Source organism: Gordonia sp. IEGM753, assembly GCF_050321825.1.
In the GTDB taxonomy this organism is placed as follows: domain Bacteria; phylum Pseudomonadota; class Gammaproteobacteria; order Pseudomonadales; family Pseudomonadaceae; genus Aquipseudomonas.
Map to the genome: position 1 here is coordinate 1,502,509 of NZ_JBNQGB010000001.1, position 19,956 is coordinate 1,522,464.

Annotated in this window: 15 protein-coding genes; 5 read left to right on the plus strand and 10 right to left on the minus strand. The window is 58.2% G+C overall.

The window, feature by feature from the left end; all coding sequences use genetic code 11:
* The 5 genes from ACQR3R_RS06845 to ACQR3R_RS06865 all read right to left on the minus strand — a co-directional run bounded on the left by ACQR3R_RS06845 (position 1) and on the right by ACQR3R_RS06865 (position 5,711).
* Positions 1–1,389 carry an MmgE/PrpD family protein gene (locus ACQR3R_RS06845; protein WP_428271258.1) on the minus strand — a complete coding sequence of 463 codons (1,389 nt, stop codon included), beginning with the start codon at positions 1,387–1,389 and terminating at the stop codon, positions 1–3.
* 76 nt (positions 1,390–1,465) lie between these two features.
* Positions 1,466–2,518 (minus strand): TauD/TfdA family dioxygenase, encoded by a 1,053-nt coding sequence (locus ACQR3R_RS06850; RefSeq protein WP_428271259.1) that lies wholly within the window; start codon positions 2,516–2,518, stop codon positions 1,466–1,468.
* Positions 2,519–2,568: 50 nt separating this feature from the next.
* Positions 2,569–3,990, minus strand: coding sequence for an MFS transporter (locus tag ACQR3R_RS06855; RefSeq protein WP_428271260.1), 1,422 nt, complete (start codon positions 3,988–3,990; stop codon positions 2,569–2,571).
* Between the two features lie 41 nt (positions 3,991–4,031).
* Positions 4,032–4,343 carry a DUF4387 family protein gene (locus ACQR3R_RS06860; protein ID WP_428271261.1) on the minus strand — a complete coding sequence of 104 codons (312 nt, stop codon included), beginning with the start codon at positions 4,341–4,343 and terminating at the stop codon, positions 4,032–4,034.
* A gap of 3 nt (positions 4,344–4,346) precedes the next feature.
* Positions 4,347–5,711, minus strand: coding sequence for an acyclic terpene utilization AtuA family protein (locus ACQR3R_RS06865; RefSeq protein WP_428271262.1), 1,365 nt, complete (start codon positions 5,709–5,711; stop codon positions 4,347–4,349).
* 124 nt (positions 5,712–5,835) lie between these two features.
* Here ACQR3R_RS06865 and ACQR3R_RS06870 point away from each other — a divergent pair, with 124 nt between their 5' ends.
* From ACQR3R_RS06870 to ACQR3R_RS06890, 5 genes are all read left to right on the plus strand, one after another.
* Positions 5,836–7,029 (plus strand): citrate/2-methylcitrate synthase, encoded by a 1,194-nt coding sequence (locus ACQR3R_RS06870; protein ID WP_428271263.1) that lies wholly within the window; start codon positions 5,836–5,838, stop codon positions 7,027–7,029.
* A 243-nt stretch (positions 7,030–7,272) separates the two neighbouring features.
* Positions 7,273–9,171, plus strand: coding sequence for a DUF1302 family protein (locus tag ACQR3R_RS06875; RefSeq protein WP_428271264.1), 1,899 nt, complete (start codon positions 7,273–7,275; stop codon positions 9,169–9,171).
* 27 nt (positions 9,172–9,198) lie between these two features.
* Positions 9,199–10,551, plus strand: a complete 1,353-nt coding sequence (locus ACQR3R_RS06880; RefSeq protein ID WP_428271265.1) for a DUF1329 domain-containing protein — start codon at positions 9,199–9,201, stop codon at positions 10,549–10,551.
* A 69-nt stretch (positions 10,552–10,620) separates the two neighbouring features.
* Complete coding sequence (locus ACQR3R_RS06885) at positions 10,621–11,751, plus strand: YCF48-related protein (RefSeq protein WP_428271266.1); 1,131 nt, start codon at positions 10,621–10,623, stop codon at positions 11,749–11,751.
* Positions 11,748–14,120 carry an MMPL family transporter gene (locus ACQR3R_RS06890; RefSeq protein WP_428271267.1) on the plus strand — a complete coding sequence of 791 codons (2,373 nt, stop codon included), beginning with the start codon at positions 11,748–11,750 and terminating at the stop codon, positions 14,118–14,120. The genes ACQR3R_RS06885 and ACQR3R_RS06890 overlap by 4 nt, the downstream gene beginning before the upstream one ends.
* Before the next feature lie 109 nt (positions 14,121–14,229).
* On the opposite strand, the gene ACQR3R_RS06895 is transcribed toward ACQR3R_RS06890, so the two are convergent.
* The 5 genes from ACQR3R_RS06895 to ACQR3R_RS06915 all read right to left on the minus strand — a co-directional run bounded on the left by ACQR3R_RS06895 (position 14,230) and on the right by ACQR3R_RS06915 (position 19,920).
* A complete protein-coding gene (locus ACQR3R_RS06895; protein ID WP_428271268.1) occupies positions 14,230–15,033 on the minus strand; it encodes an ABC transporter permease subunit in 804 nt (267 codons plus the stop codon).
* The gene (locus ACQR3R_RS06900; RefSeq protein ID WP_428271269.1) at positions 15,030–16,244 is read right to left on the minus strand and encodes an ABC transporter permease subunit; all 1,215 of its coding nucleotides are present in this window, start codon (positions 16,242–16,244) and stop codon (positions 15,030–15,032) included. Before ACQR3R_RS06900 ends, ACQR3R_RS06895 begins: the two co-directional genes overlap by 4 nt.
* A gap of 20 nt (positions 16,245–16,264) precedes the next feature.
* Entirely contained in the window at positions 16,265–17,314 is a 1,050-nt protein-coding gene (locus ACQR3R_RS06905; RefSeq protein WP_428271270.1) for an extracellular solute-binding protein, read from the minus strand.
* Positions 17,315–17,398: 84 nt separating this feature from the next.
* Complete coding sequence (locus ACQR3R_RS06910; protein WP_428271271.1) at positions 17,399–18,553, minus strand: polyamine ABC transporter ATP-binding protein; 1,155 nt, start codon at positions 18,551–18,553, stop codon at positions 17,399–17,401.
* Positions 18,550–19,920, minus strand: coding sequence for an aminotransferase (locus ACQR3R_RS06915; RefSeq protein WP_428271272.1), 1,371 nt, complete (start codon positions 19,918–19,920; stop codon positions 18,550–18,552). Before ACQR3R_RS06915 ends, ACQR3R_RS06910 begins: the two co-directional genes overlap by 4 nt.
* Between the last annotated feature and the right edge of the window lie 36 nt (positions 19,921–19,956).

The window sequence follows — 19,956 nt, forward strand, 5'->3', positions numbered from 1 at the left end:
TCAGCCGCGCTCGAGCAGCGCCGTAATGTCACTGATAGAGGCGCAGTGTTCCAATGTTTGCAGCCTGTCAAAAGATTCGCGCACCTTCGCCTGCGGCAGTAAACGTATGGCGCAATTACTGAACTTCTGCCACATCTCTTCATCGCTCATCGGGTCTGTACCACCGCGCCCCAAAGCGTGCGGAGCATGGCTTGCAAGACGACGACCATCGTGGGTCCTTACGCTGATATCCGCGGCGAACTCATCGCGAGTGTCGTTGCGGTTTTTGTCGATGTGTTCTGGATAGGTGCTCAGGGTGATTTTGGCCATCAACTGACGGACATCCGCATCCAGGTGGGCACTGCCTTCGAAGTGTTCCAGGTTGACTACACCGCAGACCAGGGCCCGCGCGGCTACATACTGCACGCTGAATTTAGCGCCCAATGCCGTTTGCGGATCAGGATTGTTGGTGTGAGGTAGGCGCAACCGATTGACGGTGATTTCGATGCCATCGACATCTTCTGCCCGCAGTCCATCCCTGGCCAGTTGGAGCATGGCACGAATGGCTGGATGGGTACTGCCACAACACGGAAACTGCTTCAGACCGACGCTTTTTTGTTCGATTTCCAGGCACTCGCCCCATTGGTCCAGCAGGCGTTCAGGGTGCACGTTGTCCAAACCATCGTAAGAGGCAAAAAAACCTTGTTTGTGTTCCAGTGCATAAGGGTTGGCAGTCAACCCATTGCTCGCCAACTGCGCAGCAAACAGGCCATTACGTACACATTGGCCGACGTGCAGGGGTTTTGTCATGGTGCCGAAATTAGCCTTGACGCCGCAGGCCATCGAGGCGGCAATAGCCAGGGCGGTGGCCGTTGCGGTCACGTCCAGTTTCAGCAGTCGCGCTGCTGCAGCGGCGGCACCGAATACACCCAGGGTTGAGGTCGGGTGCCAGCCTTTTTCGTAGTGATGGGGATGGATAACCCGGCCGAGTCGGCATTCAGCCTCGAAGCCAACCACATAGGCCTCCAGCACCTCCAAACCGCTCGCGCCCAGTGCTTCTGCGAGCGCTATGACCACCGGCACCAAGGCCACCGACGGATGTCCGCCCATATTGCGTGCCATATCGTCGTAGTCGGCGGCGTGGGCTGCAGTTCCGTTGATCAGCACGGCATCCAGCGTGCCGAGGCGCTGGTGGCCACCGAATGCCAATGACGGCCCGCTGACAAGATTACCCTCAAGGGTCTTTTGCAAGACCTTTACCACAGGCTCGGTGGCACCGAGCAAGGTAACGCCAACAGTATCGATGATGCCCAGCTTGGCAAAGCGAATAACATTCGGCGTCAGGCTGTCGGCAGTGATTGCGGACAGGGCTTCGGCAAGCTTCAGAACGATGGATGAGTCTGTATTCATTTCATCTTTAACCGGCTGATTGATGCAGGCTACGTGCTTGAAACACGCAGGCCATGAATGTGACGCGCTACGTCGGTCAGTCCTTGGCGGCTACTGTTTCAAAGCTGTAGCCGCCGGTTCGGGATGGAAAACCACCACGCACCGCACCGCCGCGTTGGTCTTGGTAGATGGCCGACATCAGCGGGCTTAGCTCGCGGGTGTTTGGCATCGACAACCACATACGCAGCAAGTGACGCTTGAGCTCCGGCGCCGGATAGTCTTCGAACTCGGTGCGCGAATGCAGGGTGATGTGGTTGTTCAACAACTGTATATCGCCGGGCTGGAACAGCATGCCGAAATAGAAACGCGGTTCATTGGCCAAGGCGTTGATCAGCTTCATCGCCTCTAACAGTTTTGGCGGTAATGGACCCAGTTCCGAGTTTTCCTGGTGGGCGGTGACGATATGGGGAGGAATGTTTCGGGCCGCGAACTTGCCGTTAAGCTCGGAGTAAATGGGTTGCTGATAGTAGGTCTGTTGGCCCGGCGCCTCTTGGCCTTTCCAACTCCAGTAAGCCGGTTGATAGAGTACTTCCAACAGGTCGGGACGGGATTTGGCAATTTCATTGCGCACCGCAACAGCACTGCAAATTTTGCTCACGCCACCACTTTTGGCCACGCGCAACACCATCAATGCAACGACGTCGCTGGTGTCTGAGTGAAAACCCAGTTCCTGTTTGGACATATAGCCACGGCCGGTGGCGCTGTTAAAGTCGTTGCCGAAGTCCATGACATCGCCGAGCAAATCGCCCTTACTGCTTTGCGACACTGCGGTGCCCAGGTACAGGCCCAAGCCCCAGTAGATCAGGCGCAGTTGTTCCTTGGTGTAGTTCAGCGCGGGAAAACCACGCAGTACCACCACACCACGGCCATTCTCCAAACGCTCACGGACTTCACTGATCAGCTCGTCGAAGCCGCTCAGTACGAATGTCTGTTTACACATATCGGCGAAACCGACACCGGCCCGCTGCACATTACGCAGTGCCTGTTCCAGTGAACTGATGTGCGCGGGTGTGAGGTTGATTACCCATTGGGCAGGGTCTTTCATATCGTCGGCAAGCCAGTTTGCCGGGCCATTGTAATCGTTGTTCATTGAGGTCTCCCTGGTACGATAAGTATCAATAAGCGGCGCCGGGCGCTGGCTTAATCGTTGATTTCTTCAAGAGTACGGCCGCGGGTAAGAGGCCCGAGGAGTGCCACGGCGAGCGCGACAATCATCATGCAGGCGCCCACCGACAAGAGCGCGGCTTGCACCCCGAAATGACCTAAGGTGAAGGCAATCATGAACCCGCTGACGCTGCCGCCGACGCGGCTGGTGGAATAAACAAAACCCACCGCCATGGCACGAATCCGCGTTGGGTAAAGCTCCGATTGATAAGCGTGGTAGCCCACCGAGAGAATGGTGGTACCCATCGTCAGCAGAGCGCCGCAGGCAATGATCAGCAGCGGCAGGCGGAACTCCGCAAACGCCACACCCGCCACCGCAATGACCATTGCCCCGAACACTATTTGCCATTTGCGCTCAATGCGGTCGGCAAAAAACAGCGCCAGGACCGGACCCAGTGGAGCGCTGCATCCCATGACTACGGTATAGGCCAGGCTCTTGCTGACGGTCACACCCTGCTCGATGAGGAAGGTGGGCGCCCAATTCAAAAATCCGTAGATCCCCATGGCCTGAAACACATGGAAGATCACCAGCATGATGGTGCGTGTACGGTAGCGCGGCCCCCACAACTCGCTGAAACGGGTTGTGTGTTCAGCCAGCGCCTTGACCGATGCTTTGGCTGCAGGCAGCGGTTTTCCGGTCTCTTTTTCAACCGCCCGTTCCATGCGGCTGACTTCGGCGTCTGCTTCCTCCAGGCGACCTTTGTCCGCCAGCCATCGGGCGCTTTCCGGAAGCTTGCGTCGCAGCACCCACACTAACAACGAGCCGACGGCGCCTATCGCAATCACCCAACGCCAGCCATCGATGCCCAATGGCTCGTGTGGCACGAAAAGGTAAGCCGTGATGCCGCACACCGGAACCGCCAGGTACGACATGATTCGGTTGATCGCAAACGCTCGCCCGCGCAGGGTCGGTGGCACCACTTCGCTCAAATAGGCGTCGATGGCAATCACCTCGACGCCCAAACCGATGGCCGTCATCAAACGCCAGAAGTTCAAGCCCAGCGCATCTGTTTGGCACGCCATGATCAGCGAGCACAATGCGTAACCCAGCAGCGCGTAGGTGAAGACCGCGCGACGACCAAACTTGTCGGCAATCATGCCGAACCCCAAGGTGCCAATGAACAGACCGATAAAGGTTGCGGCGATATAGGCAGCGGCACCATTGAGGGCGAAAAAACCTTCCGTGGTGCTCACCAGAACGCCGCTGCGCACAATGCCGGGCAGGACAAATGAGGTGGAAAACATTTCGAAGGTTTCGAAGAATCCACCCAGCGCCAGGAGCGTCACAAAACGCCAGAGACTCTTACTCGCCGGCAACCGGTCAAGACGCGCAGCGATCATTTCACAGCTGAGCCCACTGGATGCAACCGCAGCGACAGGACCTAAAGCAGCACTCATTTTTCTTATCCTTATTGTCATGTGTGGCCGGATGAACCGACTTACTCCGGTACGGCGATGGACAACAGGGGCACGTACTGCTGGCCGCCGTAACAGTCACTGTCGGCGAGTTCGCCCTGATAAACCGGTCGCGGGAAAGAGGCTTTGATCGCCCGTGCGGCGTCGTGATAAACCAGCACGATGTCTTCTTCTTTTTGCTGATAAAGCTCCGCCAGCAAGGCACGGGTGATTGGCTGGGTACGCCGCACGCGGGCGTAGTTGTCTTCGTTGGTAAACATCAGGTCAAAAGTCAGGACAAACGGGCCGGCGTTTTTCGAACGCACCAGGCTGCAGAGTTGGGCAACAGTGGTCATGGGTTAAACCTCCAATAGCTTGATGCGGAACATTTCCAGCGGGTTCTCAGGCAGCAACACATGGTTGACGCTGAAGCGATAGACCTGTCCACGTTCCATCTCTGGCGGTGAGAACGGGTAGGCGATGGTGCTGATCAATCCTTCGTAGCCAGGCACCGGCAGGTGTGCACTGACATGCGCGACAAAACTGGCGATTTTGCTGGCGTACTCCTGAGTCGGGGCGGTGATGGTGATCAGCACGCCAATTTCACAGGGCGCCGGCGACTTTTCGACTTCCAGCGGGCCCATCACGACGCCCATGCCGTAGAGCCGAAAATTGATGTCGTAGTCGCTTGCTTGCAGGCGACCGCCGAACAAATCGGCAATTCGTGCGTTGAAATAATGCTGGGCCTTGGGCAGCAATTCATCGAGGGCCATGAACACGTTGGGATCGCGAATGCCCCCGACCACCACGGTCTGAAAACCGTTGGGCTGAGCGCCCTCAAGCTTGATGGTATAGACCTCGGCAGGATGAAACGCGGAGCCACTGACCTTGACTGTACGTTCGGTAAGCGCCGTATACACGGCGCCTTCGGTATCGACGGCGCCGGAAGGCTCGGTCAGCAGGTAGGGGTTGGCGTTTTCATAAAGCGTATGCGCCGCGACAGACAACGGCGTGACCTGTGCCTGGAGGTCCAGTGGCTCGATCTCGAAATGATCGTCGCGAATATAGGCGATCAGGCCATCGGCGGCCGGGTGGGTGCAGCAGGCGGCGCCGCACTCGATCGTCTTGGCCGCGTGCCACGTCAGGCCTCGGTCGGCGCCCATGCGCTCTGGCACGACTGCGTACAACGCCGAGTCACTGGCTCGACCGGCCAGAATGACTTGCGCACCCTGGTCGAGCGCTTCGCTCAAGGGTTCAGTGCCCATCATGCCGACGATATGGCTGCTGTCGATCACCGAGGCATCCAGCGTCGGAGCAGGGTTCAGGGGTTTGATGCGGCCTTCTTCGAAGCGCTGATGCAGATAGGCGCGGGACTGGTCGGCGTAGATCAATGCGAGATTGAAATGCAGGCCTTCTTCGTCGGCAATTTCCAACGCAATATCGGCCATCCAGTCGACGCCACTGTCACGGCCGCTGGTGCCGCATGAGCCGATGATCAAAGGCACTTGTAGTTTGTCCCGGCCCAACAGCAGTAGGCGCAGGTCACGTTTGCAGGCATCGCGTGAGAGTTTGGCGCGGCCACTGCCCAGTGCCGAAGGACCAGAGTCGGTAGACCCGGCATCGCAAGCAATCACGTGGGGGGAGAGGGCGAGGCCACGTTCCAGTGACGTTGCCTTGAAGCCGGCGCCAATCACGCCAGTGGGTGCCAGAACGCGTATTTCCACAATGTTCCCCTTTTACGTCTACATATATAGATCAATATATGTACTTTATTTTTGTTGAGGCGAAGATATAGTGCAGTCTGCACGCTGTAAATCTGTACGAAATTCATCAACCCGAGAGTCTCAAATGGAAACTCATGAAGACGGTTTGTACCTGTCAGCCGATGAGGCTGCCGCGATTCTTGGCATCAGCCTCGCGACGCTGTACGCCTACGTCAGTCGCAAAAACATTCGTTCATTGAAGGTTGATGGCTCGCGCAGCCGGCGCTATTGGGCGGCGGATATCCAACGTTTGGCCAAGCCGAAAAACGATGTGATCGCCACGGTCGCCGAACCGCCTCGAATTGCCGCGTCGAGTGCTATTACCCTGCTGACCGACAAGGGCCTGTATTACCGAGGCCATGACGTGACGCAGTTGGCGGCGAGCGCCAGCGTTGAACAGGTCGCGGAACTGATGTGGCAGGTACCGGGTGCGTTCGGTGACACGCTGCCGAAAAGACCCAAGGCTGCAACACCGCTGCTCAAGGCCTACGCGCAAATGCACCTGGTGGAAAAGGCGATTGCCCTGTTCCCGTTGATCGAACGGGAAAACCCCAAGGCTTATGACTTGTCCCCCGAAGGCTATGCGCGTACCGGGGTTGATGTGGTGCGCTGGATGGCGGCATTGATGGTGGGTGCCGACGGCCCCAGCGCACAGCCCTTGCCTGAATTTATCGTCAGTTCGCTGGGGGTGGATCACGCGTTCGAAGACCTAGTGCGTCGTGTGTTGATCCTGTCGGTGGATCACGAACTTGACCCTTCAACCTATACCGTACGTGCGGCAGCCAATACTGGCGTCACTCCGTATTACGCTGCGATTACGGGCCTGTGTTCGTTCCGTGGGCGGCGTCTTGCTTATAGCCGCGGCGAAACAGTTGGACGGCTGCTGGAAGAGATCTGCATCGCGCAGGACCCGCAAGCACCCGTGTTGCAGCGTTATCGAGAAGGCGAGCCGATTCCGGGTTTCGGCTCGAACATGCACGGCGTGGCCGATCCACGAGCGCAAAGCCTGTGGTCGACGTTGCAGGGGATGTTTGACGGCGATATCGAGTTTCAACGCCTGCTCAACGCCGCACAAATCGCCCAGGAATTGCTGCAACAACCACCGGATTTCATCTTGTTGCTGAGCTTTGTCGGCAGGAAACTCAAGCTCGGGGGACGTGAGTTGGCGTTGCCTGGAGTAGGGCGGTTGATCGGCTGGCTGGCCCATGCCAGCGAGCAGTATCACCACCAATCGCTGGTGCGTCCGCGTGCCAAGTACACCGGTCCTTTACCTGATTGATCCCTCATGCCCGCTCCCTGCGGGCATTGCACTCCTGCCCGGTTGTGGGCTGCGCCGCATGGCCGTGTGCCGCTGAACATTGACAAAAATCGTACAGATTTACACTGATTACTTGATTGATTAGGCTCGCCTTCGTCAACTTGAAATCAATGTGTTTTGTATTCGTCAATGTTTATGCCTGAACGGTGACGAATCACGGAATGCCGCACCACAACTCCAAACAAAAATAAAAGGAGCTGCTGCATGACACCACGCACGCGTCTGTCATTTCCCCATACCCCATGGTTCGGTACGACTTTGCTGGCCTTGACCCCATTGGCCTGTGCAATTTCGTTTAGCGTGCACGCCAGTGATTTCGAGTTCGGTGAAATCACCGGCCGCTACAACGGCAATATCACCGCCGGTGCGCTCTGGAGCACGCAAAGCCCGACCCATTCGGCGATCAACCAAGGCAGTGCCAACAGCATTGGTTATGGCCGTGCCGGTGAGTTCAACAATGGTGGCGGCCGTACCTCCGACGACAGCCGACTGAATTTTCACAAGCCTGGCGAGTTGGTTTCGTCGCCCATCACGTTGCTGGCCGAAACCGAACTCAAGTGGCAGAACTACGGGGTTTTCCTGCGCGGCAAAGCCTGGTACGACTACACCCTCAATCACAAGGAAGTCGACTACGGCAGTTCTGCCAACGGTTATGCCCCCAACCAGACGCTAAACGACGCACATTTCGACAAACTCGCCAGGTTCCAGGGCGTCGAGCTGCTGGACGCCTATGTGTATGGCAACTTCGACATTGAGGGGCATCCACTCAACGTTCGCGCTGGCAAACAGGTGGTGAACTGGGGCGAAGGCTTGTTCTTCCAGAACGGTATCAACGCCGTCAACCCGCTCGACCTCGCGGCCCTGCGCCGTCCGGGTGCACAGCTTAAAGAAGGGCTGCTGCCGGTGCCGATGCTGTATGGCAACTTCGGCGTGACCGACAACCTGAGCGTGGAATCCTTCTACCAGTTGGAGTGGCGCAAGACCGTACTGGAAGGCTGCGGCACGTTTTTTTCGACCAACGACTACATTCCGGATGGTTGCTACGGCGTACCACGCGCCGGGGCTAACGATCAGGCGTCGTTTGCCAACGGTCAAATCATCCAGCGTGCACCGGACAAAGACCCGAAAGACATGGGCCAGTTCGGGCTCGCCTTACGCTATTTCGCCGACCCGATCGATACCGAGTTCGGCGCTTACGCCATGAACATTCATTCGCGTACGCCGTACTCCAACTCGGTGATCGGTACGCGTTCGATTGCCACCGGACCTTATCCTGGCTGGGTCAACCCGCTCACCAGCCGGGCGCTGGCGGCAGGTAATGGTGCGTATGACGTCAGCTACCCCGAAGACATTCGTATTTTCGGCCTCAGTTTTTCCACCACGGTGCTCAGCACTTCGGTGTTCGGTGAGTTGAGCTACCGACCCAATCAACCGGTGCAATATGCCAGCGCCGACCTGATCGCAGCGTTTGCATCATTGCCGCCTGCGACGGGCAAGGCGTTGGGTATTCCACTGGCCGGCCAGGCTTATCAGGTCTACGCACCGGGAACGGTGGTCAATGGCTATGAGCGCCTGAAGGTGACGCAATTGTCGGTGGGGGCGGTCAAGACCTTCCAGAACGTACTGGGCGCCAATACGTTGAGCCTGGTTGGCGAGGTGGGCATGAAGTACATGAACAACTTACCGAGCCTGGATGATGCCCGTTTCGGTCGCAGCGACCAGTACGGTTCTGACCTGGCCAATGGCAGCGTGGCCGGCTGCGCCATCGGTACAGCCTCCAACCCCAAATACGCCAAGCTCGGTTGCTCGAAGGACGGCTACACCACGCGATTCTCTTCCGGTTACCGCTTGCGTGGGCAGTTGACCTACAACTCGCTGTTTGCCGGGGTCAACGTCTCGCCTTACGTGGCGTTTGGTCAGGACCTGAAGGGTTGGTCTTATGACGGCAACTTCATTGAGGGGCGCCTGGCCGGTTCGGTCGGCGTCAAGGCCGACTACCTGCAGAAGTACTCGGCCGACCTGTCGTGGTCGGGCAGCGGTAATTCACCGTGGGCCACCACCGACAAAGACTTCGTTGCGCTCAGCGTGAGCATGGGCTTCTAAAAAGCATTCGGAACAATGAGGCACACAATGAAAACAAAACAACTGTTTTGCCTGACTGCCATGGGCAGCATGCTCACCCTCATCAGTCACCTGGCATTGGCACAAGCCAGTGCTGCAGACGTGGCGCGTCTTGGGCAGGACCTGACGCCTTTCGGTGCACAAATGGCTGGCAATGCCAGCGGTACGATACCTGCGTGGACCGGTGGGTTGACGCAGGCGCCGGCAGGTTTTGTGCCGGGCAAAAACCACATTGATCCTTATGCGAGTGACAAGCCGCTGTACACCATCAGTGCAGCCAATATGGGGCAATACGCCGACCAGCTGACAGCAGGCTACAAAGCCATGCTGCAAAAGTTTCCCGGCTACAAAATGGTCGTTTATCCCACTCGCCGATCAGTCGCGTTGCCGGCCAGCGAGTACGCACAAATCAAGCAGGAAGCAGACAAGGTCACGCTTAATGACAACGGCTCGGGGATGACCCATTACGAAAAAACCAGCGTGCCGTTCCCCATTCCGACCAAACCCCAGGAACTGCTCTACAACCATTTGCTTCGCTATCGGCAGGGTGGCTACCAGTATTTCCCGACGGAAATGGTGGTCAAGCCTGGCGGCAACTTTACGGTCATCCATCGCGACGCCACGCTTGCCATGGCCTCAGCCCTGGGAAATCCGGAACCGAACCGGCTGTACTACTACCTCCTCAAGGTGACCGGCCCGGACAGTGTTGCCGGGACGCAAACGCTGCTGCACGAGCCGATGGATCAGGTCAAGGAACCGCGCCTGGCTTGGCAGTACAACCCGGGACAACGCCGTGTGATGCGCGCCCCCGAACTGGGCTACGACAGTTTTGATGGCTTGTCTGACGGGCTGCGCACCTATGACATGTACGACATGTACAGCGGCGCATCGGATCGCTACGACTGGAAGCTGTTGGGCAAGAAAGAAATGCTTGTCGCCTACAACACCTACACGTTGGCCGACCGTTCATTGCAGTACAGCGACATCGTCAAACCCGAGCACTTGAATCAAGACTTGATCCGCTATGAAACCCATCGCGTGTGGGTCGTAGAGGCCACCTTGAAACCCGGTGCACGACACATCTATGGCAAGCGCGTGCTTTACATCGATGAAGACAGCTGGGCGATCCTCGCCGCGGACCTGTTCGATGGCCGTGGTGAGTTGTGGCGCATGCAGGAAGCCCACTCGCTGCAGCGTTACGACATTCTCTCGAGCATCGCCATCAGCGACGTTGCCTATGACTTGCAGGCACGCAGTTACGTGGTAAACGGGCTGGCCAACCAGGAAAGGCCGGAGCGTTTCGGCGTTCGCGCAACCCTTCAGGACTTCAGCCCTGCAGCCTTGCGCCGCGCCGGCAATTGACCGAACAGGCGTGGCTGCCTAGGCGGCCACGCTGACTGTTGCGCCCTTCAACACAGAGACAACTTCGCGATGAATAGTTTGATTTCGCCGCCGGTGCTCGGCCTGGTGTTCGCCCTGAGCATCGGTCTGGCCGCTGTGGCGCAAGCTGCCCCGGATCGACTGCAACGACCCTCACCGATGTCGGCGTCGGCCAGCCGGTCCGCGCTGACGGCCATCCAGACGTTGGAGGGCCGACAGGTGGTGGTTGGCGACAGCGGGCATATTTTGTTGCTCGGCACGGATGGCCGCATTGAACAGGCGAAGGTGCCAGTGGATTTGCTGTTGACGGCCGTGCATTTCGTCAACGATCAACTCGGTTGGGCGGTGGGGCATGACGGTGTGATTCTGCACAGCGACGACGGCGGCCGGAACTGGCAAAAACAGTTTGACGGGAATGAGATCAATGCGCAGCTCAGCGACTGGGCTCTGCGTGAGGTTGACCGTTTGCATCAGGAGGTGGCCGCGCATCCCGAGGACCAGAACCTGAGCCTCGCACTGGAAAATGCGCAGTTTGCTGTCGACGATGCCAAGGCTGCCAGTGCTGGCGGTGCTTCGCGGCCCTTGCTCGACGTATGGTTTCGTGATGCCAGCGAGGGCTGGGCAGTGGGCTCCTACGGGATGCTGCTGTCGACAGTCGACGGTGGACATAAATGGCAGTATCAGCCCGGCCCGGATAACCCGGACCGTTTGCATTTGAACGCGGTACTGGGTCTTTCCGACGGCACCTTGCTGGTGGCCGGTGAAGGTGGACGTGTCTATCGCTCGACGGACAACGGCAGCCATTGGCAGGCACCGGACACCCTTGGGCCTGCTTCGTTCTACAAGCTATTGGCACTCAACAACGGCGATGTATTGGCGATGGGCTTTGGCGGCGCGCTGTTTGCCAGCCGCGACGCCGGCGTTACCTGGCAAGCACTGGCCAGCCCGATCAAGGCAGCGTTGTATGGCGGCCTGCAATTGGCCGATGGCAGTGTTTTGTTGGTCGGGCAGGGGGGCGTGGTGTTGTACAGCGAAGACGCCAGGCATTTCCGGATCTGGCGCTCGCCCAGCAGGTTGCCGTTGCTGGGAGTCGGGCAGATTTCTGCTGCTCAAGTGGCGCTGATCGGCAGTGCGGGCCTTAAGGTTCAGTCCCTGGCAGAGCTCAAGGAGCACCTGCAATGAATGCCAATCTGAACATCGAACCGAAAACCCTGACCCTCGCTTCACGTCTGGTCGGATGGCTGGAAAACCTGTTGTTCGAGTACCGAAGGACGGTTCTCGGGGTGTTTGTGCTGGTGTCGCTGGTACTCGGTTTCGCTGCATTGTCGCTGCGTCCGGAAGCCAGTTTCACCCGGATGATTCCCATGCATCACCCCTTCGTGGCGAACTACCTCAAATACGAGGATGTGCTACGCCCGCAAAGCAATGTGTTGCGTGTCGTGGTGGAAAACCCCCAGGGCGATGTCGTCAACAAGGCGTTCCTCGAAACGCTGCGCGAAATCAATGACGCGATTTTCTATGTCCCTGGTGTTGACCGCGGCAATCTGAAATCACTGTGGACGCCGAATGCGTTGTGGGCCGAAGTCACCAACGAAGGCATCCGTGCCGGGCGCGTTATCCCGGATGACTATGACGGCGGGCCGCAGGCGTTGGCACAGGTGCGCCAGAACATCTTGCGGGCGAACATGCTCGGCAGTTTTGTCGGCAACGACTTCAAGTCAGTGGTGATCCGGGTACCGCTGCTGGAGAGTGATCCGCAAACCGGCAAGCCCTTGGACTATGGCTTGTTGGCGCAGAATCTGGAAAAACAGGTGCGCGAGCGATTTGACAGCCAAGGCGTACATATCAGGGTGATCGGCTTTGCGCAGATCATTGGCGATTTGCTGGCAGCCTTCGGTGACATTGCGCTGTTCTTTGCGATTACCGTGGGGCTTATCACGCTGCTGCTGTATGCCTATTGCCGTTGCTGGCGCAGCACAGCTGTGACGGTGCTGACGTGTTTGCTGACGGTGGTTTGCCAGCTCGGGCTGCTCAGTGTGCTGGGGTTGGGACTGGACCCGTACTCCATTCTGGTGCCGTTTCTGGTGTTCGCCATTGGGATCAGTCACGCCGTGCAGAACATCAATCTGATGGTGGTTGAAGTAGGGAAAGGCGCGACACCGCTTCAGGCCTCGCGCCGCACGTTCAGGGCATTGTTCCTGCCCGGTTCCACCGCGTTGTTGGCCGATGTGGTCGGGTTTGTCACCTTGATGGTTGTCGACATTGGCGTGATCCAACACTTGGCGATCACCGCCAGCATCGGCGTGTTCGTCGCGCTATTTACCAAGATGTTCCTGTTACCCGTGTTGATGTCCTACGTGGGCGTCACCCCGGCGGGATTACGCAAGCAGCAAAGGCGCATGAACTACACATGGCCATTGTTCACCCGGCTGTCCAGGGTGTGCGAACCACGATTTGCCTGGCCAGTGATTCTGGCGAGCCTGGTGTTATTGGGGTACGGCTACCATGCGCGTCAGACCCTGCAAATCGGCGACCTGGATAAAGGCGCACCAGAGTTTCGTTCGCAATCGCGCTACAACCTGGACAACGCCTATTTGCTGGACCACTACACGACCAGTACCGATGTGTACGTGGTGATCTTCAAGACACCGCAGGAGCAATGCGCACGTTTCGCCGCCGCCGACCTCGGTAATCGTTTTGCGCGGGCGATGCGCCAAGTCCCTGGCGTGGAGTCAGTGCAATCGCTTTATGACGCCATGCGTTTCAAAATCATGGCGACTAACGAAGGCAACCCCAAGTGGGCCGAACTTTCTCGCGATCCGTACGTAATGAACACGGCGCGGGCCGGCGCCGCGGGCGAGTTAATCAATAGCGATTGCAGCGCCGCGCCGATCAGTTTGTACCTTTCCGATCACAAGGCGCAGACCCTTACCGGCGTGGTCAATGCAGTGAATGCATTTGCCGCTGAAAACAACACCGGTGATTTGCAGTTTTTACAAGCGGCTGGCAGTGCGGGTATCGAAGCGGCCACCAACATCGTCATCGAGCGCGCCGAGAAGCTGATGCTGGTTCTGGTGTTCGTTATTATTACGGCAGTCGTAGGGTGGGAATTTCGCTCGCTGAGGGTTGCATTCACCTTGATGGCACCTTTGTACGTGTCGACGGTGTTGTGCGAAGCCGTCATGGCGAAGATGGGGCTGGGCGTGAAAATCGCGACGTTGCCGGTGATTGCATTGGGCGTGGGGATCGGCGTTGATTACGGCATCTATCTTTACAGCAAAATCGAGGGTTTTCTGCTTCAGGGCTTGAAGCCTCAGGAAGCCTTCCTTGAATCCCTGAAAACCACCGGCACCTCCATTGTCTTCACCGCATTGACGTTGGCGGTGGGTGTCGCGACATGGATGTTTTCCACGCTCAAGTTTCAGGCCGACATGGGCGTGCTGCTGATGCTGCTGTTTATCTGGAACATGATCGGCACGCTGGTGTTGACGCCTGCTTTGGCGTCGCTGCTTGTTTTTTCCAGGGCCGAGAAAGTGCAAAAACATGTTTGATTGAGTGCCTGCCAAACAACAAAGCCCCGAATATTCGGGGCTTTGTTGCAATTGAAGCAGGGTTTTGTTTTTTCATGAAAGCAGCTGCGCAGGCTGCATCATCGATGCACTACGAACGCCTTGTCACCGCCCGCGATAACAGTAAAAGCAAGGTGGCGAATATCACCATGATGGTTGCCGCCGAGAGCAGTACCGGGCTCAGGGCTTCCCGGGCGGTGGTGAACATTTCACGGGGCAGGGTGCGCTGATCAGGGCCCGCCAGAAACAGCGTCACGACCACTTCATCCAGAGAGGTGGCGAAGGCAAACAGCCCTCCGGACATCAGGCCGGGCGAGATGAGCGGTAAGGTCACTTTGCGTAGCGTGACCCACGGCGTGGCACCCATGCTGGCCGCAGCCCACAACAGGCGTTGGTTCAATCCGCCGAGCGCCGAGCCGACGTTGACCACCACAAATGGCACCGCCAATGTGGTGTGTGCCAGCACCAGCCCGGTATAGGTTCGTGTAAGGCCCGCATTCGAAAACACGAAATACATGCCCACACCGACGATCACCGCCGGTACGATCATCGGCGCGATCAACAACACTTCGATGATGCGTTTGCCCGGCATCGCTGGGTGACGCAAACCCAGCGCCGCCAGTCCGCCGAGCACCACTGCCAGCAAGGTGCTGGTCAGCGCGATGGCAAAACTGTTGAACAGTGCGCCCAGCCACTGCGGCGAGGAGAAAAAGTCCTGGTACCAGTGCAGCGTGAAATTCCCCAAGGGCAGGGACATGTAGCGGCTGTCGCTGAACGACAGTGGCAGCACGATGAGAATCGGCAGTAGCAGAAATGCCAATACCAGGCAGCCACTCAACGAAATGCCGAGATTACCAAACCAGGCCAGCGGGCCACTGTTGGGATTACGAATCATGACTGCGCTCCTGTGCTGCGACGGGCAAGGTACGCCTGGACGAGGTAGAGCAAGGTTGTCGCTACCAGCAGTACCAAACCTAATGCCGAGGCCAGGCCCCAATTCAGGGTGCCGGTGGTGAACTGTGCGATGTAGAAGCTGATCATCTGATCCGCAGGACCACCCAACAATGCGGGTGTGATGTAGAAGCCGAGGGTGACGATGAAAACCATCAATGCGCCGGCCGCCAAGCCTGGCAAGACCTGCGGCAGATACACCTGGAAAAACACTCGCAACGGCCGTGCACCCATCGAGTAAGCCGCTTGAACCAGCAAGCGGTTGCAACTGGACATCGCAGCCAGCAGCGGAAAAACCATGAATGGCAGCATCACGTGAACCAGTGCCAGGATGACGCCGAAGCGGTTGTAGAGCATGTGCAACGGGGTGTCGGTCAGGCCCAGTTTCAATAGCGTTGCGTTGACGATCCCTTCGTCCTGTAACAGCACCATCCACGCCGTCGTGCGCACCAAAATCGAGGTCCAGAACGGCAACAGTATCAACAGCAGCAGCGCATTGCGGGTCTTGGGCGTACGGCGATCCAGAAACACGCACAACGGGAATGCAAGCAGTACACAGAGCAGCGTCGTGATGGCGGCGATTGCAAACGTGCGCCCAAGGATAGAGCTGTACAGGCCGGCTTCATCTTTGGCGACCAGTCCTTTCTGGTAGTCGTGTTTCATGTCCACGGCGGACAATAAGTGGTAGGTGCCGACGGGGCCGGACGCCCGTTTGAAGGTTTGCCACGTGGCATTTTCAAGCCAGCGCGGGTCGAGCTTTTCCATGCTTGCCGTGCTGCCGTCCAGATCGTCAGCCGCACGCTTGGCGGCTGTCAGCACGTTGCGCAGTGCCGGCGCTTCGTAAGCCAGGCGACGGGCCGCCGCTGACAGGTCACGCGGCGATACCGTCTTCAGGTCCTGCACCAACGGTTTGAACAATCGCTCGTCCGGCGCCGAGGTGCCGTCCCATTGCGCGACTGCATTGGCCGTCGCGGGCATGGCTTGCCGCAGTTCGCCGTCTGCAACCGCTCGCCACAATAAGGTGCCAATCGGGCCGACAAACGTCAGAACAAGAAACACCACCAAAGGCGCAATCAAGCCATAGGCACGCCACAGGGCGCGGCGATCCTTGCGCGCGACCACTGGGGCTGAAGTGTTGAGGAGGAGGGTACTCATGTCTTGATACTCAGTCCGGATCACTGGGCCGACCAGGCGGTCCACTTGGCGTTCAACTCATCGATACGGTCGACCCAGAACTTGTCATTGAGCACCAACACGTTGGCGCTGTTCTGCGGTGCGCTAGGGGAGTCCACCAGCACTGCCGGGTCAATTTCGGCGATACCTTTTACGGAAGTGATGCCGGTCGGCTGCAGACCAGGCCACTTTTTCTGGTTTTCAGCCTTGCCCATGACGTCGAGCAGGCCGTATGCCTTGTCCACGTTGGGCGAGTTGGCGAGAATCACCCAGCTGTCCATGGTTTGCAGGGACTGATTCCACACCAGGCCGAATGGCTTGTGGTCCTGGCGGATCGCATTGGTCACCCGCCCGTTATAGGACGTGGTCATGCTCACTTCGCCTGACGCCAGCAGTTGCATTGGCTGGCCACCTGCTTTCCAGAACAACAGCTGTTTCTTGATCGTGTCGAGTTTCTTGAAGGCACGCTCCACACCGCCAGGCGTGTTGAGCACTGTGTACACCTCGCCCGGTGCGACACCATCCGCCATCAGGGCGATTTCCAGGTTGCCCTTGGGGCCTTGGCGCAGGGCGCGTTTGCCTGGGAAGGTTTTGGTGTCGAAGAAGTCTTTCCAGTTTTCCGGGGCACGGCTGACTTTGCTGGCGTCATAACCCAGCACAAAGTTGTAGACCGCGCTGCCGACGCCGCACTCGCTGACGGCGGCAGGGATGTAGTTCTGTTTGCCGCCGATACGCGTGAAGTCCATTGAAGTGAACAGCCCTTCGCTGCAGCCTAGCTGCAGGTCTTCAGCCTCGACCTGAACCACGTCCCAACCGCTGTCTGCGCCTTCTGCGTGTGTTCTGAGCAGTCCGATACCACCGTCCCAGCTATCATCGACGACTTTATTGCCGCTGGCCTGGCTGTAGGGGTCAAAGAAGATTTTGCGCTGCACATCCTGATACGCGCCGCCCCAGGACGCTACGGTCAGGTCTCTGGCCTGAGCGGTTCCTTGAAGCAGGGCAAGCCCACACAAAACGAGGGTGAAACTGCGAACGGAGCATGGATTGAACATGATGTGACTCCCAGCCTTTTGATTTGGTTATGGTCGGCAGCAGTGGCGCAACAGGTCGACGTTGTTTTTATTCTTTTGTGCAGGTCAACGCAGAATCATGGACTGCGTGGGGGGCAGCGCGAGTGACACGTTTTCGCCCGGCACCGGCGTCGCGCGCCCCAGGCTTGCCGGGTTGAAAGTCATTGATAACTCGCAACCCTTGGCCATACGCAGTCGCAGCTTGCAGTGGGCGCCATGGAAGATGCTGTCCACCACGCAGGCTTGAATAGCGGCTTCGGCCGGCAGGGCAAGGCGAAGGTTCTCGGGACGAATCGCCAGCGCCGCCGGGCTGCCGGGAGTCAGTTCGCGATCAGTGCAAAATGCCTCGTGAAGCGTGCCGCTTTGGCTAAGGCGAATCTGCGCAAGGTTGCCTGACGCACTCAGCACAACGCCTTCAAGAACATTGGTCTCACCCAGGAAATTGGCGACAAAACGGGTCGATGGTCGGCTGTAGATGGTCTGCGGACAATCGATCTGGGCGATCTTGCCTTCGTTGAATACCGCCACACGGTCAGACAGGGTCATGGCTTCATCTTGATCGTGGGTGACGTAGACAAAGGTGATGCCCAACTGTTTGTGGATGGCTTTCAACTCCAGTTGCATGTGCTCACGCAAGGCCTTGTCGAGCGCGCCAAGAGGTTCATCCATCAGCAGGATCCGTGGGCGATAAACCAGCGCGCGGGCAAGCGCAACTCGTTGCTGTTGGCCTCCGGACAACTGCGCAGGATTGCGGTCCTCGAAACCTTCGAGGCGGGCAAGCGCGAGCGCTTCTTTAACCCTGATCCGCGATTCTGCCGCAGGCACCTTGCGCAGGTTGAGGGGGAAGGCAACGTTCTCTGCCACATTCATATGCGGGAACAACGCGTAGCTCTGAAAGACCACGCCCATGTCGCGTTTGTAAGCCGGCAGTTTGCTGATGTCGTTGCCGTCCATCAGGATTCGGCCACGGTCTGGCGCGTCGAAACCCGCCAGCATCATCAGGGTCGTGGTCTTGCCCGATCCGCTGGGGCCGAGCAAAGACAAAAACTCGCCTTGGCGGATATCCAGGTCCAGGTTGTCGACCACCCAATTGCGTTCGTCATAGGTTTTGTGCACGCCTTCGAACCGAACGAGAACCGGGCGTTGGGGTTCAGGTGCGCTGAGGTCATCGGGTAATGGCATAGAGGCCTTGGTTAGCACGCGACTGGATTGTGCGGTCATGGCCGGATACCCGCGAGGACTTCATCGAGCGCCTGAGCCACGGCATTGAGAATAGTCTGGATCTGCTCGGCATCTACAATCAGCGGCGGCGCCATGACCAAAGTGTCGCCCAATGCACGCAACAGTAGCCCGTTACGCTGCAGAACATTGCTCACTTGAGTGGCAACTTTGAGTGCCGGAGGAAAAGGTTCACGGGTCTGTTTGTCGGCCACAAACTCCAGGGCTGCCATAAGACCAATACCGCGTGCTTCACCCACCAATGGATGATCGGCGAAGGCTTGAATACCGGTCTGGAATGCAACCGAAACCCGGGCAACGTGTTCGACGATTTCAAGTTCGTCGTACAGGTGCAGGGTTTCCAGCGCCACGGCAGCGGCAACCGGGTGTCCACCGTAGGTATAGCCATGCCCCAAACCGCCAAGTGCATTGCTCTGATCCGCGATGACTTGATAAATCCTGTCGCTGAGCAGCAACGCCGAGATCGGTTGAAACGCGGCTGACAGGCCTTTGGCGCAGGTCAGCATGTCCGGTTGAATACCCATCGCCTCACAGCCCCAATAGTGACCCGTGCGGCCAAACCCGCAGATGACTTCGTCGGCCACCAGCAGAATGTCGTACTTGCGCAGTACGGCCTGCACTTTGGCGAAATAGCCGGACGGCGGCACGATTACGCCCCCGGTGCCCATCACCGGTTCCGCAAAAAAAGCCCCAATGGTTTCCGGTCCTGCTTCGAGAATGGTGTGTTCCAGTTCATTGGCGAGACGGGTCGAGAAGTCCTCTTCGGTTTCACCCGGCAAACCCTGGCGATACAGGTGTGGGCAGCGTACATGGATGACATCCGCCTGCGACCCGCCCCAGCCCTTGTGCATGTTTGGCAAACCGGTGAGGGTGGCTGCAGCGATGGTCGTGCCGTGGTAGCTGCGCTCGCGGGCAATCAGGCGGGTCTTGCCCGGTTTGCCTAGCGCAATGTGGTAGTAGCGTACGAACTTGATCGCGGTATCGATCGCTTCCGACCCCGAGCTCTGGAACACCACTTTGTGCAGGCCTGCCGGTGCGTGAGCGATCAACTGTGCCGCCAGGTCGGCGGCCGGGCCGTGGCTGCGGTGGGCGAAGGTTTGTTGATAAGGCAGCTTGAGCATCTGCGCATACGCCGCTTCTGCCAGGCGTGGCTGGCTGAACCCCAACGTTGCGCACCACAGCCCCGACATTCCCTCGATGTAGCGCTTGCCCTGTTCATCAAACACGTAGATTCCTTCGCCACGCTCGATCAGCAACGGGCCTACCTGCTCATGAACCCGCAGGTTGGTCTGCGGATGCAGGTGGTAGGCAATGTCTCGTTTGGCCAAGGCCGAATCACAAACCTTCACGACGTTATCCTCTCAGATGATCTGTATGCGTATGCG

Excerpts from the sequence above, each read along its gene's own strand:
- ACQR3R_RS06845 (WP_428271258.1), bottom strand. The coding sequence starts at position 1,389 with ATGAATACAGACTCATCCATCGTTCTGAAGCTTGCCGAAGCCCTGTCC.
- ACQR3R_RS06850 (WP_428271259.1), bottom strand. The coding sequence starts at position 2,518 with ATGAACAACGATTACAATGGCCCGGCAAACTGGCTTGCCGACGATATG.
- ACQR3R_RS06855 (WP_428271260.1), bottom strand. The coding sequence starts at position 3,990 with ATGAGTGCTGCTTTAGGTCCTGTCGCTGCGGTTGCATCCAGTGGGCTC.
- ACQR3R_RS06860 (WP_428271261.1), bottom strand. The coding sequence starts at position 4,343 with ATGACCACTGTTGCCCAACTCTGCAGCCTGGTGCGTTCGAAAAACGCC.
- ACQR3R_RS06870 (WP_428271263.1), top strand. The coding sequence starts at position 5,836 with ATGGAAACTCATGAAGACGGTTTGTACCTGTCAGCCGATGAGGCTGCC.
- ACQR3R_RS06875 (WP_428271264.1), top strand. The coding sequence starts at position 7,273 with ATGACACCACGCACGCGTCTGTCATTTCCCCATACCCCATGGTTCGGT.
- ACQR3R_RS06880 (WP_428271265.1), top strand. The coding sequence starts at position 9,199 with ATGAAAACAAAACAACTGTTTTGCCTGACTGCCATGGGCAGCATGCTC.
- ACQR3R_RS06885 (WP_428271266.1), top strand. The coding sequence starts at position 10,621 with ATGAATAGTTTGATTTCGCCGCCGGTGCTCGGCCTGGTGTTCGCCCTG.
- ACQR3R_RS06890 (WP_428271267.1), top strand. The coding sequence starts at position 11,748 with ATGAATGCCAATCTGAACATCGAACCGAAAACCCTGACCCTCGCTTCA.
- ACQR3R_RS06895 (WP_428271268.1), bottom strand. The coding sequence starts at position 15,033 with ATGATTCGTAATCCCAACAGTGGCCCGCTGGCCTGGTTTGGTAATCTC.
- ACQR3R_RS06900 (WP_428271269.1), bottom strand. The coding sequence starts at position 16,244 with ATGAGTACCCTCCTCCTCAACACTTCAGCCCCAGTGGTCGCGCGCAAG.
- ACQR3R_RS06905 (WP_428271270.1), bottom strand. The coding sequence starts at position 17,314 with ATGTTCAATCCATGCTCCGTTCGCAGTTTCACCCTCGTTTTGTGTGGG.
- ACQR3R_RS06910 (WP_428271271.1), bottom strand. The coding sequence starts at position 18,553 with ATGACCGCACAATCCAGTCGCGTGCTAACCAAGGCCTCTATGCCATTA.